The 18,030-nt window shown below is 37.4% G+C and carries 15 protein-coding genes and 3 pseudogenes; 12 read left to right on the forward strand and 6 right to left on the reverse strand.

The features are described from left to right. The first annotated feature begins 73 nt into the window (after positions 1-73). The 4 genes and pseudogenes from rplQ to dnaK all read left to right on the forward strand — a co-directional run bounded on the left by rplQ (position 74) and on the right by dnaK (position 3,979). Entirely contained in the window at positions 74-613 is a 540-nt protein-coding gene (rplQ, locus tag ACWYN3_RS33045; protein ID WP_456218035.1) for a 50S ribosomal protein L17, read from the forward strand. 79 nt (positions 614-692) lie between these two features. Next, complete coding sequence (locus ACWYN3_RS33050; protein ID WP_456218036.1) at positions 693-1,127, forward strand: hypothetical protein; 435 nt, start codon at positions 693-695, stop codon at positions 1,125-1,127. Next, on the forward strand, positions 1,115-1,879 hold the full coding sequence (locus ACWYN3_RS33055) for a class I SAM-dependent methyltransferase (RefSeq protein WP_456218037.1): 765 nt from the start codon (positions 1,115-1,117) through the stop codon (positions 1,877-1,879). The genes ACWYN3_RS33050 and ACWYN3_RS33055 overlap by 13 nt, the downstream gene beginning before the upstream one ends. 184 nt (positions 1,880-2,063) lie before the next feature. Beyond that, a pseudogene (gene dnaK / locus ACWYN3_RS33060) lies at positions 2,064-3,979 on the forward strand (molecular chaperone DnaK). 111 nt (positions 3,980-4,090) lie between these two features. Here the strand turns inward: dnaK and ACWYN3_RS33065 are convergent. From ACWYN3_RS33065 to ACWYN3_RS33085, 5 genes are all read right to left on the reverse strand, one after another. Further along, positions 4,091-4,990 carry a nucleotidyltransferase family protein gene (locus tag ACWYN3_RS33065; protein WP_456218038.1) on the reverse strand — a complete coding sequence of 300 codons (900 nt, stop codon included), beginning with the start codon at positions 4,988-4,990 and terminating at the stop codon, positions 4,091-4,093. A 103-nt stretch (positions 4,991-5,093) separates the two neighbouring features. Further along, entirely contained in the window at positions 5,094-6,209 is a 1,116-nt protein-coding gene (locus ACWYN3_RS33070; protein ID WP_456218039.1) for a M42 family metallopeptidase, read from the reverse strand. Positions 6,210-6,311: 102 nt separating this feature from the next. Further along, positions 6,312-7,856, reverse strand: a complete 1,545-nt coding sequence (locus tag ACWYN3_RS33075; protein WP_456218040.1) for an acyl-CoA carboxylase subunit beta — start codon at positions 7,854-7,856, stop codon at positions 6,312-6,314. Positions 7,857-7,936: 80 nt separating this feature from the next. Then, positions 7,937-8,404, reverse strand: coding sequence for a hypothetical protein (locus ACWYN3_RS33080; protein ID WP_456218041.1), 468 nt, complete (start codon positions 8,402-8,404; stop codon positions 7,937-7,939). Then, the gene (locus ACWYN3_RS33085) at positions 8,388-9,170 is read right to left on the reverse strand and encodes a porin (protein WP_456218042.1); all 783 of its coding nucleotides are present in this window, start codon (positions 9,168-9,170) and stop codon (positions 8,388-8,390) included. The genes ACWYN3_RS33080 and ACWYN3_RS33085 overlap by 17 nt, the downstream gene beginning before the upstream one ends. 252 nt (positions 9,171-9,422) lie before the next feature. Here ACWYN3_RS33085 and ACWYN3_RS33090 point away from each other — a divergent pair, with 252 nt between their 5' ends. The 4 genes and pseudogenes from ACWYN3_RS33090 to ACWYN3_RS33105 all read left to right on the forward strand — a co-directional run bounded on the left by ACWYN3_RS33090 (position 9,423) and on the right by ACWYN3_RS33105 (position 12,107). Further along, complete coding sequence (locus ACWYN3_RS33090) at positions 9,423-9,707, forward strand: hypothetical protein (protein WP_456218043.1); 285 nt, start codon at positions 9,423-9,425, stop codon at positions 9,705-9,707. Between the two features lie 78 nt (positions 9,708-9,785). Beyond that, a pseudogene (locus ACWYN3_RS33095) lies at positions 9,786-11,389 on the forward strand (SulP family inorganic anion transporter). Between the two features lie 173 nt (positions 11,390-11,562). Further along, the gene (locus ACWYN3_RS33100) at positions 11,563-11,904 is read left to right on the forward strand and encodes a carbonic anhydrase (RefSeq protein ID WP_456218044.1); all 342 of its coding nucleotides are present in this window, start codon (positions 11,563-11,565) and stop codon (positions 11,902-11,904) included. 41 nt (positions 11,905-11,945) lie between these two features. After that, on the forward strand, positions 11,946-12,107 hold the full coding sequence (locus ACWYN3_RS33105) for a hypothetical protein (RefSeq protein WP_456218045.1): 162 nt from the start codon (positions 11,946-11,948) through the stop codon (positions 12,105-12,107). Between the two features lie 61 nt (positions 12,108-12,168). Here ACWYN3_RS33105 and pruA read toward each other — a convergent pair. Further along, positions 12,169-13,808: pseudogene (pruA, locus tag ACWYN3_RS33110) on the reverse strand (L-glutamate gamma-semialdehyde dehydrogenase). Between the two features lie 162 nt (positions 13,809-13,970). Here pruA and lpxK point away from each other — a divergent pair. The 4 genes from lpxK to ACWYN3_RS33130 all read left to right on the forward strand — a co-directional run bounded on the left by lpxK (position 13,971) and on the right by ACWYN3_RS33130 (position 18,027). Continuing rightward, positions 13,971-14,900: a tetraacyldisaccharide 4'-kinase gene (gene lpxK, locus ACWYN3_RS33115; protein ID WP_456218046.1), complete on the forward strand. Its 930-nt coding sequence runs from the start codon at positions 13,971-13,973 to the stop codon at positions 14,898-14,900. A gap of 109 nt (positions 14,901-15,009) precedes the next feature. Further along, positions 15,010-15,825, forward strand: coding sequence for a purine-nucleoside phosphorylase (locus tag ACWYN3_RS33120; protein WP_456218047.1), 816 nt, complete (start codon positions 15,010-15,012; stop codon positions 15,823-15,825). A gap of 71 nt (positions 15,826-15,896) precedes the next feature. After that, positions 15,897-17,921 carry a putative porin gene (locus ACWYN3_RS33125; RefSeq protein WP_456218048.1) on the forward strand — a complete coding sequence of 675 codons (2,025 nt, stop codon included), beginning with the start codon at positions 15,897-15,899 and terminating at the stop codon, positions 17,919-17,921. Further along, on the forward strand, positions 17,905-18,027 hold the full coding sequence (locus ACWYN3_RS33130) for a putative porin (RefSeq protein WP_456223244.1): 123 nt from the start codon (positions 17,905-17,907) through the stop codon (positions 18,025-18,027). The genes ACWYN3_RS33125 and ACWYN3_RS33130 overlap by 17 nt, the downstream gene beginning before the upstream one ends. Positions 18,028-18,030 lie beyond the last annotated feature (3 nt).

Consider the following 18,030-nt stretch of genomic DNA (forward strand, 5'->3'; position numbering starts at 1 on the left):
AATAACAAATTGTTAATAGCCTGTAATTCCCTCTTTAATTCAGAAGAGACGGTACAGACTAAATAGAAAAAAAATGAGACACGGTAAAAAACACAATCACTTAGGCAGAACTAAGTCGCATCGTAAAGCGATGTTGGCTAACATGGCCTCATCATTGATCAAACACAAAAGAATCTCTACTACTTTAGCAAAAGCAAAAGCTTTGCGTATGTATGTTGAGCCTCTGATCACTAAATCTAAAAACGATACTACTCACTCTCGTCGTACAGTTTTTAGTTATTTACAGGACAAAGATTCAGTTACTGAATTGTTCCGTGATGTAGCTGCAAAAGTTGCTAACCGTCCAGGTGGTTATACCAGAATTATCAAATTAAACAATCGTTTAGGTGATAACGCTGAGATGGCATTCATCGAACTTGTTGATTACAACGAAGTTTACGGTAAAGAAGTTGCTACTGAAGAGAAGAAAACAACTCGTCGTGGTAGAAGTAAAGCTACTACTAAGAAAGCTGATGCTACTGACGCTCCTGCTAAAGCAGAAACTGCAGTTGAAACTGAAGCTGTTGTTGACGCTCCTGCAGCTGAAGAAACAAAAGAAGATAAAGGAGAATAATATTCTTCCTCATCAAAATACAGATAGCCCTGTTCTTAATTGGACAGGGCTTTTCTTATATATATAACGATCGTAAATTATGTCCAATCAATCTCTCCTTCAGGAATTCCAGAATCAGTTAGCAGATAGTATCCCGTCTAATGTATTTGTAAAAGTTTCCCTTGGTAATTACCAGGGGAATGATAAGGAACTAAAGAATGTATATGTACGCAGGATAAAGATTAAAAAAGTAGAGATGCTTTCTTTTACTTACCGGAACAAAACCAGAGACATCGTCAAGAATTTTTCAATCGCAGATGGTCTGACCAGAATTGGTCATTTTATCAGCAATGATTTTAGAATCTGTACTTTTTTCAGCACGGAGAAAGAAGTGATTGTTGAACATGATAAAAAAGGAGTAATTACTGTTAGAGAAAGACTAATCAAAACTGAAGTTCCGGTTACGCTCTCTCATGATAAAGAGAAGAAAAGATTGATTCAGCCTGCTGGTAAAAAACTTATTTGCAGGATTTAAAAGTTACTGACGATAACGGTATTGTTTATAAAAATGCACAGGATAAGTATAAACAAATTAATCAGTATATCGCTTTATTGGACCCGTTAATTAGAACTTTGCCTGTTAAGGGAATAAAAAACGTTGTAGATATGGGCTCGGGTAAAGGTTACCTTACTTTCGCTTTATATGATTACCTGGTTAATGTATTAAAGATAGAAGCGAAGGTTACTGGTGTTGAATACCGTCAGGATCTGGTCGATTTGTGTAATAAAATAGCTTCGGGGTCAAACTTTACCGGACTTGATTTTGTTCAGGGTACTATAGAAGATTATAAATCAGAAAATATTAATTTATTAATTGCTTTACATGCCTGCGATACGGCTACAGATGATGCGATTTATAAGGGAATTGCAGGTAATGCAGAACTTATTGTTGTTGCACCTTGCTGTCATAAGCAAATCAGAAGACAGATGGAAAAAGGGAAGGCTAGTAATGAACTTGATTTCCTGACTAAATATGGTATCTTTTTAGAGCGTCAGGCGGAAATGGTGACTGATGGAATCAGAGCGCTGATACTAGAATATTTTGGGTACAGGACGAAGGTATTTGAATTTATTTCAGATGCACATACACCGAAAAATGTACTGGTTGTTGGAGTGAAAACCAAAGAGCAATTGGTAGATAAAGAGGAGATCCTGAAGAAAATTAAAAGGACGAAAGAATATTTTGGCATTGAGTATCATCATCTTGAATCGTTAGTCAAGATTTGATGTATTTACAGCCATGAAAAATGTCAATTATGACAACCTGTCAGAATTGTAAAAGGTTTTTATTTACATTTTAACCAAAACATAAAAACCAGTGCCTGTTTAACTGACAAATGCCAATTGGCACATTGCTTGTTAAATAGAATTAGGAAATAAGAATTCATAACATAAACAAAGATAAAATAGCATGTCAAAAATTATTGGTATAGACTTAGGAACAACAAACTCTTGCGTAGCCGTAATGGAAGGTAACGAACCTGTAGTTATAGCCAACAGTGAGGGGAAACGTACAACGCCATCCATTGTTGCATTTGCAGAAAATGGTGAGCGTAAAGTAGGTGATTCTGCAAAACGCCAGGCAATCACTAACCCAACAAAAACAATTTATTCAATTAAGCGTTTCATGGGCAGCAGCTTTGCTGAGGTTGCTAAAGAAACTGGTCGCGTACCTTACAAAGTTGTTAAGGGTGACAACAATACTCCACGTGTTGAAATTGATGATCGTAAATACACTCCACAGGAAATTTCTGCAATGATCTTGCAAAAAATGAAAAAAACTGCGGAAGACTTTTTAGGTCATGAAGTAACAGAAGCAGTTATTACTGTTCCTGCTTATTTCAACGATGCTCAACGTCAGGCTACGAAAGAAGCTGGTGAAATCGCTGGTTTAACAGTTAAACGTATCATCAATGAGCCAACTGCAGCTGCATTAGCTTATGGTTTGGATAAAGCACATAAAGACATGAAAATTGTTGTGTTTGACTGTGGTGGTGGTACTCATGACGTTTCTGTATTAGAATTAGGTGATGGTGTATTTGAAGTAAAATCAACTGACGGTGATACTCACTTAGGTGGTGATGACTTTGACCACATTATCATTGACTGGTTAGCTGCTGAATTCAAAACTGAAAATGGTATGGACCTTAACCAGGATCCAATGGCATTGCAACGTTTGAAAGAAGCTGCTGAAAAAGCTAAAATTGAGCTTTCAAGCACTACTTCTACGAAATCAACTTGCCATATATCACTGCTGATGCAAGCGGACCAAAACACTTAGTTAGAACTTTAAGCCGTGCTAAATTTGAGCAATTGGCTGCTGACCTGATCAAACGTACTATCGAGCCTTGTAAATCTGCATTGAAAAATGCTGGTTTAAAAACTTCTGATATTGATGAGATCATTTTAGTAGGTGGTTCTACTCGTATTCCTGCTATTCAGGACGCAGTAAAAGCATTCTTCGGTAAAGAACCATCTAAAGGTGTAAACCCTGATGAGGTTGTAGCTATAGGTGCTGCAATTCAAGGTGGTGTTTTAACTGGTGAGGTTAAAGATGTATTGTTATTAGATGTAACTCCTCTTTCTTTAGGTATTGAGACTATGGGTGGTGTAATGACTAAACTGATTGAAGCTAACACAACTATCCCTTCTAAAAAAGCAGAGACTTTCTCTACAGCTGCAGATAACCAGCCTTCGGTAGAAATCCACATCTTACAAGGTGAGCGCGTAATGGCTGCTCAGAACCGTACGATTGGTCGTTTTATCTTAGACGGTATACCTCCATCTCCACGTGGTGTTCCTCAGGTTGAAGTTGCTTTCGACATTGATGCTAACGGTATCTTGCACGTAAGTGCAAAAGATAAAGCTACTGGTAAAGAGCAAAAAATTCGTATTGAAGCTTCTTCTGGTTTAACTGAAGAAGAAATCAAAAGAATGAGAGAAGAAGCTGAGCAAAATGCTGATGCTGATAAAATTGCTAAAGAAGAAGCTGATAAAATCAACAGTGCTGATGCATTAATCTTCTCTACTGAGAAACAATTGAAAGAATTTGGTGATAAAATCTCTGCTGATAAGAAAGCTCCGATTGAAGCTGGATTAGCGAAATTACAAGCAGCACACGCAGCAAGAAGTTTTGCTGATATTGATGCAGCTCAGGAAGAATTACAAGCAGCATGGAATGAAGCATCTGAAGAGATGTACAAAGCTGGTCAGGATGGCGGCGCACCTGCTGCTGAAGGTGGTGCTCAATCTAACGGTCAAACAGCTGATGCTGCTGACAACGTTACTGATGTAGACTTCGAAGAAGTAAAAGACGATAAGAAATAATCAAATCGTATAGAACAAAAAAAAGAGGGTAACTGTAAAGTTATCCTCTTTTTTTATGGCTTTTATTTTGCCGTTATCAAAGGCTGCTTAATTATTAAACAGCCTTTGGTTTTAGTTCCACAAGTTTTCCGGATAAACACCGTCTTTGATCAATTGATCAATACATGCTTGTACGATAGGTTTATCTTCTTTATAAGTTACTCCAAACCATTTGCTGTCTGTAGGTACTACTTTGAAATCTGCTGTTTCTGAACTTAGTAGACTATCAGCTACCAGGGGAATGAAAAATTCTGCTTTCGGATTATCTTTATTTGCATGGGCGAAGTCTCTGAAAAGTTCTTCAGAAATCTTGAACATCTCTGGTGTGAAACCCCAGAAATTCATCGATACACGAGTATCTAATGATAAAGGATATTGTTTTTCGTCTTCTTCGTATATGATAGCTTCACCATCACGCAATACTTTTGTACGCTCTATTACTTCTTCCAGGTAGCCGTCTGCACTGACTTTACATACACCACGTGATACAGAACCATAATCGGATAAAGTCTTACCTATTTCGTAGCCAATCATAGAGTAATTGCTGCCACTAACCTCGGTTGTTAAAAACTTAACCATTTTCTCATAAGCGTCCAGACCATAAAAATCATCTGCGTTAATTACGCAGAATGGCTCTTTTATCGCATGTCTTGCTGCAAGTACAGCATGTGCTGTTCCCCATGGTTTACTTCTTTCGATTTCAATATCAATTCCGTACTGCTTAAGGTCGAAATTCTGAAATACATAGTCTGTTTCGATTTTCCCTGCAAGTTTTGCATCGAAGATCGCTTTGAAATTTTCTACGTACTCTTCTTTGATAATGAACACTACTTTCCCAAAGCCGGCTTTGATAGCATCATAGATAGAATAGTCGATTATAGTCTCGTCATTCGGACCAAAACCATCAATTTGTTTCATGCTGCCATAGCGACTTGCCATACCGGCTGCGAGTATTAATAAGGTAGGTTTCATTGATTTTTATTTTTTTTAGTTCAAGGCATTTTGATTAATCGTCTGCCATAAAAAAGCGTGTCTGAAAGATCATACACGCTTAATATTCTGTGAATATAAGATCTTATTTATTGTATTTAAAATCGTGGTCTTTTTTTATGTTCAGCAAAGAATGATAGATCAGGCTAATTACATTATCTACGTCTTCTTTATGGATCATTTCAACTGTTGTATGCATATAACGCAAAGGCAGTGAAATTAGTGCTGAAGGCACTCCACCGTTTGAATAAGCGAAAGCATCAGTGTCAGTTCCTGTTGAACGTGATGAAGCCTGGCGCTGGAAAGGAATATCATTTTTCTCAGCAGTTTCGATCAGTAATTTATTCAGGTTTGTTTGTACAGCTGGTGCATAAAAAACAACTGGTCCTTTACCGCAGGCTAAATCTCCCTGTGTGATTTTATTAATCATTGGTGTGGATGTATCATGGGTTACATCGGTAACAATAGCTACATGAGGTTTAATGCGGTGTGCGATCATTTCAGCGCCTCTTAAACCTATTTCTTCCTGTACAGAGTTTACAATATATAAAGCAAATGGTAATTTCTGTTTGTTTTCTTTAAGTAAACGTGCTACTTCTGCAATCATAAACCCGCCTGCACGGTTATCCAAAGCACGTCCTACGTAGTAGCGATCGTTTAAAACCATAAATTCATCTTCATAGGTAATTACACAACCTACATGAACACCTAATGCTTCAACCTCTTCTTTAGTTGTACAACCGCAATCCAGGAAAATATTCTTTAAGGCAGGAGCTTCTTCTTTTTCGCCTGCGCCGCGTGTGTGGATTGCAGGCCAGCCGAATACAGCTTTTACCAGTCCTTTGTCAGTATGAATATTGACGCGCTTAGAAGGTGCAATCTGGTGATCTGAACCGCCATTTCTGATTACATAAATTAAACCATCACTGGTGATATAGTTTACAAACCATGAAATTTCATCAGCATGTGCTTCGATAACAACTCTATATTCTGCTTTTGGGTTGATAATGCCTACTGCCGTTCCATAGTTATCGATAAAACTTTCATCGATATAAGGTTTTAAATAATCTAACCAAAGTTTCTGGCCAGGGTATTCAAATCCTGTTGGGGATGGATTATTGATATATTCTTCAAAAAACTGGAGTGATTTCTTAGTTACAACAGATACATGTTTCTGCTTCTCGTCTTTCTTTTTAGCCATCTTTATATTTTTATGATAAACAAATATATAAAGATGGCTTTAAGCATCAAGTCTATTGTTGATATCTAACCGCATAATGACAGAATATGGAGCGGTTTTTTATTATAAAGGAATGTTTCCGTGTTTTTTGCGTGGATTATTGACTACTTTATTTTCCAACATCTTAAATGCTCTGATTAATTTGGCACGTGTGTCTGCTGGTTCAATGACTTCGTCTATGAATCCACGCTCTGCTGCACGGTATGGATTTGCGAAAATTTCCGCGTACATTTTTTCTTTTTCCAATAGCTTTGCAGCAGGATCAGCAGCAGTAGTTATTTCTTTTTTAAAGATAATTTCAGCAGCACCTTTAGCACCCATTACAGCAATTTCTGCCGTCGGCCATGCATAATTCATATCTGCGCCTATATGTTTAGAGTTCATTACATCGTATGCTCCTCCATATGCTTTTCTTATAATTACCGTGATTCTTGGTACTGTGGCCTCACTGAATGCATAAAGTAGTTTTGCACCATTTTTGATAATACCATTCCATTCCTGATCTGTTCCGGGAAGGAATCCAGGTACATCTTCGAGTACTAATAATGGAATGTTAAAACAATCACAGAACCTGACAAAACGGGCTGCTTTAATAGAAGCATTATTGTCTAATACTCCTGCAAGATAAGCGGGCTGATTAGCTACAATTCCAACACTTCTTCCTGCCAGACGGGCGAAACCTACTACTATATTTTCAGCAAAATCTTTATGTACTTCTAAAAAGCTGTCCTGATCACTTAACTGATCAATAACACCTCTAACATCATAAGGCTGATTTGCGTTTTCGGGTATAATTTTATTTAAAGAAGCTCTGGATTCATCCTGATCTTGTTTGTAAGCTAAGATGGCCGGTGTTTCTTCACAATTCTGAGGCATATAACTCAGTAATTGTTTGATGTGATTGATGGCATCAAGCTCATTTACGCAAGAAAAATGGGTTACGCCTGATTTTGTAGCATGTGTGCTTGCTCCGCCTAGTTCTTCGGAGCTTACTTCTTCGTGTGTAACTGTTTTAACGACGTTAGGGCCGGTTACAAACATATAGGAAGTGTTTTCTACCATCAGTGTGAAATCAGTGATTGCCGGGGAGTAAACTGCACCGCCAGCACAAGGTCCCATGATTGCAGAAAGTTGTGGGATAACCCCGGATGCCTGAACATTCCGGTAAAAGATATCGGCATATCCACCTAATGATACGACGCCTTCTTGTATACGGGCACCGCCACTATCATTTAATCCTATTAATGGAGCGCCGGTTTTTAAGGCCATTTCCATGATCTTACATATTTTTTCGGCGTGGGTTTCAGAAAGGGAACCTCCAAATATGGTAAAGTCCTGAGAGAAAATGTAAACGAGGCGGCCGTTAATGTTTCCATAACCGGTCACTACACCATCACCCAGATACTTTTCAGTCTCCATACCGAAGTCTGTACTTCTGTGGGTGACAAACATCCCTATTTCTTCAAAAGTTCCTTCGTCCATTAAAAAATGGATACGTTCTCTGGCGGTTAACTTACCTTTTTTATGCTGACTATCTATTCTTTGCGGACCACCGCCTGCATGTGCCTGTTCTATTTTATCCTGTAGTAACTTTATCTTATTATCCATGGAATTAAACTCAGTTTTTATAAATGTATAAAAGAACCTGTTTAAAGTTTATAAATTAAGAGATAAATTTTAAATATAGATTACCAGCGGTATTGTAAACGTGTGGTAAAGACATCGTCCCTGATATCTTTATTATAATCCGTTAACTGAGTAGGGGAGTTGATTACCCGTTCATTATAGACGGTAAGTTTTAGTCTTGAACTAAACAGATAAGTCATACCATATCCAAGAGTCCTGAATTTAATATCACCTGCAGTTGTATTGTTATTTAGCAGTCCGATTTGACTTTCATTAATGTTCCGGTTAGGGTCATAAACATCGTACGCAAGCAAAGCACTAAACTTACTTTTAAGAATTTGCTGGGTTAACCAGATATAATAGCCTGAAAAATTCCGGAGATAAAGATCTGTAGCGGGTTGGGTTGAAAAACTTTGACTGGCAAGCGTACCACTAACTGTACTTGATGACGCCACTCCTGGTTGTGTTCCGGCAACATATTCCGCTTTTAAATTAGTTGTTCCGAATGTATTGTCATTGGATCTGGACATTTCCGCCGTAGTAATTTCTTTTCAGATTAGAGCCTTTTATTAACGGGTCAGTGTTTTTTGTGAACCCATTTCCGTTATCTGAATAATAAGTCTCTGTATTACTCCTAACCGAACCCTTGTAAATTGAGCCTCCAAAACCGATATGGAGCTTCTTATTGGCGAGACTGTCAAACTTAAATGAGAGGTTACCTATAACATCTTTTTTTGAATCATAATCTCTGGCAAAAAGCCCGCTTCCGTTGACAACTGCGACATCTATGTTAAGGAAATGAAGTTCTTTGATAGGCTGGTAGGATAACATTGCACCAATATCACGCTCACGAGGCATAATTGTTTGAAATACTCTTGAACGTTCGGGGAAATCTCTGTAGCCTGAAGAGTACACAATTGAATAACCGAAAGGTCTGTTGAAAAGACCGGCAGTTAATTGGAACCTTTTGTTGTCAGGTTGATGAAGCTGTATAAAAGCGTCCATTAACTGTACGCCATTCTGAGTAGCATCAATCTGAAAGACAATGCTGGAATATTTATCTACCCGGTCAATTTTAAGACGACCCCTCCGGATCATGAAACGGTTATCAGAGTTTTCAGCAAAGTCTCCTCCGGAAAAAGATGAAATTCCTGGTGATTGTGCCATTTGAAACTGCGTTTGAAGATAACCTGTAATCTTAATATCATGGATGTCATAAGAAGACGGGGCATTATTACTCTGACTGAAGACTAACAGCGGGTAGAATAACACCAGGGTTAGCAGACTTTTTCTCATAGGTATTCTTAAGGTTTAGAACTGCGAAAGTACAGTTATTGCTAAATTAATACACCATGTAATTCCTGATTTTGAAGATCGGGCCTGCTACCTGAAAACTTAATTACATTTTTTTTACATATTTTTTTTTTGATAAAAAGTACTTCTTGGTATTACATTTGGGAAGTGAAAAAAGCTTGAATACCATAGAATGTTCCTTTATAAGTATCGATTACATATTGTTATTTTATAGCCTTTATAGGCATCTTCACCATGAAGATGATTATTTCTGCTGCGCCAGTATTTGTCGGTCATATGGATAAGAATACAATTAAAAGTGTTATTCTCCAGTTAGAACAGGAACATAGCTCTGATTGTGATTCAGGAAAGTCTTTACTTAAATTTATCGATTATAAACCGATTGATTTTCATAACACCTATACTTATGTCCCATTATTGGTAGATTTCGGAATCAGGAACTGTTATATTGATCACTTTAAACGGTATGTAAATCCTTATCATCCTTCCGTTCCCACTCCTCCACCTAACCTTAGTTAATTTATATAGATTATAATGGCTAAACCTATTGGTTTGACCACAATTAAATAATTATAAGTAATAATTAGCAGGAATGTTATGCAGAATGGAAACTCAATCTCCTCAAAGGTTGGATTGAAGAAATATATCTTAAAAAAGAATTTAAAGCGCGATTTGCCGGCTAGTATTGTCGTGTTCTTAGTGGCCTGCCCTGCCTTTGTGCCTGGGTATTGCCCTGGCTTCGGGCGCACCGCTGTTTGCCGGTCTTGTTACTGGTATTGTCGGTGGAATAGTTGTGTCCAGTATTAGTGGTTCTCAGTTAAGTGTAAGTGGTCCGGCTGCTGGTTTAACTGTTATTGTATTAGGCGCTATAGCTCACCTGGGTAGTTACCAGGCATTTTTACTGGCGGTTATGCTGGCAGGATTGATGCAGGTGGTTCTCGGACTGATTAAGGCGGGTACAATTGGTAATTATTTTCCTTCGAGTGTAATTGAAGGGATGCTTGCTGCTATTGGATTGATATTGATAATGAAGCAATTGCCCCATGCGCTAGGCGTTGATACTGATTTTCTGGATGAAAACTTAAGTAATGGTCATATGTTCGATGTAATGGTGCAGGCGTTAAAAATGCTCAATCCGGCTGCGATGATCATTGCTGTGCTTTCCATTGCCATTCTGGTTTTTTGGCCAAAATTCAAAAAACTGAGTGTGTAGTACCAGCTCCTTTACTGGTTGTTATACTGGGAATAGGATTAACACTGTTTTTTTTCAGCAGACACAATTTGCATTAAGAGCTGAGCAGATGGTTAATATTCCTGTGGTAACCGGATGGACGGAATTTTCCGGTCTGTTTACTATGCCCGATTTTTCAGCGATTAAGAATAGAGAAGTATGGACAATTGCCTTAACCATAGCCGTTGTGGCAAGTTTAGAAACCTTATTAAGTATTGAAGCTATAGATAAGATTGATCCTGTAAAGAGAGTTTCACCAACCAACAGAGAGTTGATTGCACAAGGAATTGGAAATATGACAAGTGGTTTGCTTGGCGGGTTACCTATGACTTCTGTAATTGTAAGAAGTTCTGCAAACGTAAATGCTGGAGGAAAAACAAAAATGTCAGCCATTTTACATGGTAGCTGGCTTTTATTATCTTTTCTTTTTATACCAGGACTGATCAATATGATCCCACTTGCCTGTCTGGCAGCAATTCTGTTAGTTACTGGTTATAAACTGACAAGAATCAGCTTATTCAAACATATGTACCATAAAGGCTGGGACCAGTTTGTTCCATTCTTTATTACTGTAGTTGCCGTTTTATTGACAGACTTATTAAAAGGTGTGGCAGTTGGTATGTTGTTATCAGTGTTTTATCTGCTGCGTACCAACATGCGTAATCCTTTCTTTTATAAAATTCAGGAGGAAGGAAATAAGAAAAATCTGAGAATTAAATTGTCGGAAGAAGTTTCATTTCTGAACAAGGCAGCAATACAGGTTGTATTGACAAAGATTCCTCAGGAAACAAATGTAATTATTGATGGAAGCAACTCCAGGTACATTCATCCTGATGTTTTGGAGACCATTTTCAATTTCAAGCATAATGCTTATACAAAGGGGATTATAGTTACCTTAGTAGACATAAAGGAGCATTATATAGTACCAAAGATAACAGACAAAATTATTGAAGATATTCATAAAATATAAAATATTATTGCGCAAAATTAGAATCTCACAATCACAATATAACTTACGAAGGATTATTACAAGGTAATAAGGACTGGGTAGCAAAAACTTTAGCTGAAGATCCTGCTTTTTTTGACCGATTATCTGCTGGACAGAAACCACCAATTTTATGGATTGGCTGTTCAGATAGCAGGGTGCCGGCTAACCAGATTACCAATACCAATCCTGGTGATATCTTTGTTCACCGCAACATTGCAAATGTTGTTGTACACACTGATATGAATATGTTAAGTGTACTGGATTATGCAGTAAACGTACTGGAAGTAGAACATGTTATCGTTTGCGGACACTACGGATGTGGTGGTGTTGCCGCGGCATTGAGCAACAAGCAATTCGGAATTATTGATAACTGGTTAAGAAATATAAAAGATACTTATCGTTTACATTATCATGAACTGGATAGGATATCAGACGATAAAAAACGTACAGACAGACTGGTTGAGCTTAATGTTATAGAGGGTGTATTTACTTACTAAAAACATCTATCGTTCAAAACAGATGGGCGAACGGTAAAAAATTGGGTATTCATGGCTGGGTTTATAGTCTGGAAACAGGATTGATCAAAGATCTGGGAGTAACAACAGAATCTAATGATCATATTTCTGCAGTGTTTAAAGTAGATGGTCTATCTAAACCTAAAGTTGAAGCTCCAGCTAAAACATCAGCTGATCAGAAATAATTTAGTACAATTATAATGTTATAAAAAAGCCGGTATTAACCGGCTTTTTTTTATGTTTTGATTATCCCATAAATGGGTAACGGTAATCCTTAGGCGGATCGAATGTTTCTTTGATTGTACGTGGAGAAGCCCAGCGTAATAAATTAATCATTGAACCAGCCTTATCGTTGGTACCTGAACCTCTGGCACCGCCAAATGGTTGTTGACCAACAACAGCACCAGTACATTTATCATTGATATAGAAGTTACCAGCTGCATTACGTAAAGCATAAGATGCTTTTTTTTTCGATAGCATAAACGGTCCTGTGCGATAACAGCACCAGTTAAAGCATATGGAGAAGTTGTGTCAATAATTTCTAAGACTTGATCAAAATCTGCATCATCATATACATATACACTTAAAACAGGTCCGAATAATTCTTCACACATGGTTGTGTATTTAGGGTCATCAACTACTAAAACTGTTGGTTCTATAAAGTAACCTTTAGATTTATCATAGTTTCCACCTGCAATGATTTCTACTCCTTTGTCAGCTTTTGCCTGATCAATATATTTAGCCAGTTTAGTGAAAGAACGATCATCAATTACAGCATTGATGAAGTTACTGAAATCTTCAGTTCCACCCATTTTGAAGGTAGCAAGATCGCGCAACATCAATTCTTTAATCTTTGGCCATAAGCTTTTCGCAATGTAAGTTCTTGAAGCAGCAGAACATTTTTGTCCCTGGTATTCAAAAGCACCACGTAAAATAGCTGTACTTGAAACCTCAGCATCAGCAGAACCATGGATCAGGATAAAGTCTTTACCACCAGTTTCGCCTACAATACGAGGATATGTTTTGTATTTATGGATATTTGTACCTATCGTTTTCCAGATGTTCTGGAATACAGCTGTAGAACCAGTAAAATGGATACCAGCAAAATCAGGACTGTTGAAGATAACTTCTCCAGCTTCAGGGCCGTCTACATAAACAAGGTTAATAACTCCATCAGGTAAACCAGCTTCTCTGAAAATCTCCATCAATAAATTAGCTGCATAAACTTGTGTATCCGCAGGTTTCCAAACTACAACGTTACCCATTAATGCTGCTGATGTTGGCAGGTTTGCCGCAATAGCGGTGAAATTGAAAGGAGTCAAAGCGAAAACAAAACCTTCTAACGGACGTTGTTCAACTCTATTCCAAACACCTTTAGGTGAAACTGGAGGTTGTTGTTTATAAATGTCAGCCATATAACTTACGTTGAAACGTAAGAAATCTATCAGCTCACAAGCTGCATCAATTTCTGCCTGGTAAGTAAGCATTTTTTTTGATTGACCAAGCATTGTTGCTGCGTTTAATTTATAACGATACGGGCCTGAAATTAACTCAGCGATCTTTAAAAATATAGCTGCACGTTGTTCCCATGGTAAGTTTTCCCATTGAGGTTTTGCCGCTAATGCCGCGTCAATTGCCTGTTGTACATGAGTTTTATCACCTATGCTATATTGTGCTAAAACGTGTTGGTGATCGTGCGGTGGAGTAACAGTCCCTTTTTTATCAGTATGGACTGCTTTGCCACCGATATACATTGGGATGTCACCTTTTTTTGAACGTGCTTCAGCTAAAGCAGCTTTCAATAATTCACGTTCTTTACTTCCTGGTGCATAACCTAAAATAGGTTCGTTCTCAGGTGTTGGTACGTTAAAAAATCCTTTGAGCATGATATAATATTGTTGTTTGCACAAAGATAGTTTTTTATTTTATTGCCTGTCAATCCATTCTACTATATGATATTCTTCTAACAGACAATAGAGCGGCAAAATAATTCTTATTTTTGAGGAGCTGTTTAAATTTAGCTGCTGAATCTATACAGCTTCCATAACATGATAAAATACGTCCGGTTACTATTACTGCCCTTTTCTGTGCTCTACGGTATAGTAGTTATTCTTAGAAATAAACTCTATGACTGGGGGTATTTCAAATCCACAAGATTTGAAATACCAGTAATCTGTGTAGGTAACCTGGTTGTAGGCGGCTCTGGGAAAAGTCCGGTAACTGAATATCTTGTGCATTTGCTCGCTGATTATAAAATTGCAATTTTAAGCAGAGGATACGGGCGGGAAACTAAAGGGTTTTTATATGCAGACCAGACTTCTACGGCAAAGTCAATAGGGGATGAACCTTTGCAGTTCTATCATAAATTTCCACAAGTAACAGTTGCAGTTTGTGAGGATCGGGTAAAGGGCATAACGCGGTTAAAAGACACGCATGACCTGATTATACTAGATGATGCTTTTCAGCATAGAAGATTAAATCCTGGATTTAGTATTCTTCTTTTTGAATTTCAGAAATTATTAGAAGGACAGTTTCTATTACCAGCGGGGAATATGAGAGAACCTTTTTGGGGTTATAAGAGGGCAGATATCTTATTAATTACTAAGTCACCTCAGGAGATTAGTGTTCAGCAAAAAGAGCAATGCGCTGTGCATTTTAGTAAATCAGCAGTGGCGGATAAACTTTTTTTTTTCTCTTCTATACTGTATAAGAACCTGCAAAGTCTTTTTACAGCGGAGCTATTAAGTGTTGATGTCCTGAAACATAAAAAAGTTTTTTTACTAACAGGAATTGCCAATCCAAAACCTTTATTTGAGTATCTGTCGCCGTTTTCTATGGCCATTGAACATCACGATTATCCGGACCACCATTCATACAGTTCGGGAAATTTGAGTAAATTGGTAAAAGCCTTTATTCAGGATCCGGCTAAAGAAAAAAATTATTATTACAACAGAAAAGGATGCGCAGCGTTTATTTGATGTTACAATCAAAGAATTACTGTTAAATTTGCCTGTATTTTACTTGCCTATCAATATAAAAATATTGAGGCGGACTATAAAAAAAAAATTGATCAAAAGATACTAAAATATGTTTCAGACACTACACGAGACCGTTGAATATATAAAACTAAAATGTAATAATTTCCAACCGGAAATTGGAATAGTGCTTGGAACCGGATTAGGCGGCCTTGTGAATGAAATCGAAGTAGAATTCAGTCTGATGTATTCTAATATTCCCAATTTCCCGATTTCCACTTTGGAGTTCCATTCCGGAAAACTGATTTTTGGGAAGCTGAATGGTAAAAATGTAGTAGCCATGCAAGGTAGGTTACATTATTACGAAGGATATTCTATGCAGCAGATTACTTTTCCGATAAGGGTAATGAAGGCGCTGGGAATTCAGCATTTGTTTATCTCTAACGCTGCAGGTTCTTTAAATTCTGATTTTAAGAAAGGTGATTTGATGATTATCAATGATCATATCAATTTGCAGCCTGAAAGTCCGTTGCGTGGAAGAAATGATGCTGATATGGGCCCAAGATTCCCTGATATGAGTCAGCCTTATCAAAAAGACTTTATTAAACGTGCACTGGAGATTGCTAAAGAAGAAAAAATAACCTGTCATCAGGGTGTTTATGTTTCTGTGACTGGCCCTAACCTGGAAACAAAAGCAGAGTATAATTATTTGCGCATTATCGGTGGAGACGCAGTAGGAATGAGTACCGTTCCGGAAGTTATTGTTGCTAACCACATGAGTATTCCTGTTTTTGCGATTTCGGTATTGACTGATGAAGGTTTTACAGATGTTTTAGCTCCGGTAAGCCTGGAAGAAATACTGGCAACAGCAAGAACTGCTGAGCCTAAAATGACAAAAATATTAAGCCAGTTAATTCTTTCTTTATAATGCGTAAAACCATTGTTTTATTTCTTTTAAGCTGTCTCTTTTTCGGGGCGAAGCAAACTATTGCCCAGGATTTGAAGACTTCCGTGAATCAGAAGAATAAAGAATTGGATTCCTTAAGAAGTAAGCTGGAAAATAGTAAAGACTCTGTTATTTTTACCTCCAGGTTTGTTCGTTATACAACACTTAAACTGACTAAAGATAGTATTCAGACATTAGGCCTTGACACGAGTTTAAAAGGAATGCAGAATTTTAATCCGATTATACAGCCAGGAAGACCTACTATTAATACGGGGAATATTGGACTTGCTGCCAAAGATTTATTATTTGAACCTTCAAAAACTATAGGTTTTGATCCCGGGTTTCATTCTCTGGACTGGTACGCCATTGGAAACGATGATATTAAATATTACAAGGCAAGGACGCCATTTAGTAATCTTTACTATGCAGGACAATACAGCGGTGATATAGAGCAGATTTTTAGAGTAACACATTCCCAGAATATCAAGAAAAATTTTAATGTTGGGGCAAGTTATAACCGGATTGGTGCTAACGGATTTTATCAAAGGCAAAGGGGGGATGTGCTGAATGGTACATTTTTTAGCTGGTATACTTCACCAAACAAGAGGTATTCACTTTATGCCAATGCTATTTTTAATACGCTGAAGGCTTATGAAAACGGATCAATTACAAATGATAATATCTACGGAGACAATCAGCTGTCTATAGACAGGATGTCTCAGAGTGTACGGTTATCTGCTACAAGACAGATTTACAGAAAGAATACGTTTTTCCTGAAACAAACTTATTTTGTGGGTCGTATTGATACGCTGGATCAGGAAATCAAAAAAAAAATCTTACCTACTAATAAAATCTCCTATACTATAAAATACGATAAGGATTCTTATGCTTTTCAAAAGAACGAATTGGATGATCATACTGTTCTGCCTTCCGGTATGCGTGACCTTAATTATACAAATGACAGTACTTCGGTAAAACACATTCAAAACGAGTTTATTTATAGTTTTTTTCTTCGTGGAAAATCCAGTTCTGTAATCAAAAATGAATTAAAGATTGATGCAGGGATACGCCATTTTTTTTATAACTATTCACAAATGGTTGGTGTGCTGCCCAGAACTAATACAGTTAGCAACACTGATGATAGAGGTGTAGTGACTACTACCACGACTATCGTTGATGACAAGTATTATTCTAATTATACCAAATCATTTCAAAACGTTACGCTGTTAGGATCTGCAGGATATAGATTCAGTAACCGGATAGATCTTAATTTTGATGTACAGCAGATATTTCAGGGTAGGCAGGCGGGTGATTTTATGTATGAAGCTAAAAGTAATGTGCTGGTTAGTAATAACCTGGGCAGGATAGTTTTAGGAGCTTATATTCAGAATAAATCACCAGAGGAGATTTATGATACGCATTACGGGAACCATTTTGGATGGACAAATGCGGTTTCAGACCCCAAATATGTCGAGTATAGAAATGGACTCCCTGCTCCAACCGCTACTACACCTGCTGTTGATCCTAATATATTTATCATTGAGCCGTTTAACAGGACAAAAACTGTTAACTTATCCTTTAAATATATCAATGAGAGACAGGGGCTGGAGGCAAAAGCAGAGTATTCTATGATCAATGGTTATTTATATTTTTTGCAGGGAAATACGACTGTTGATTCGCTTACTATTAAACCAATGCAGGAGACAGGAAGTATTAGTGTATTAAAGCTGACTTTAGGAAAGAAATTTACTTACGGCAGGTTTAATCTGGATAGTTATATTGTTTATCAAAAGACAAGCAGACAGGATATTATGCCAATGCCTGATTTTTATACTTTTAATAGCTTGTATATGAAGGCAACTGTTTTTAAAGTATTAAAAACAGAATTTGGATTTGATGTGAGATACAATTCAAAATATGTGAATTACTCTTATTCGCCAGCGGTTAGCCAGTTTTATATTCGCCAGTCGCAGCCAGACGCGGCCAATGCTTATGTGCCTGTGAAATTTAGTACCTATCCAATTGTAGACCTCTGGGTAAGGGCAAGTTTAAGAAAGGCAAATATCTTCCTTATATGAATATGTTAACCAGGGCCTCCAGTCTAAAGGGTATTATACAGTTAACAGGTATCCAATGCCGGACAAATTATTCAAGATAGGGCTGAGCTGGAATTTCTACGACTAGCGA

It is taken from the genome of Pedobacter sp. NJ-S-72 (genome assembly GCF_053890575.1).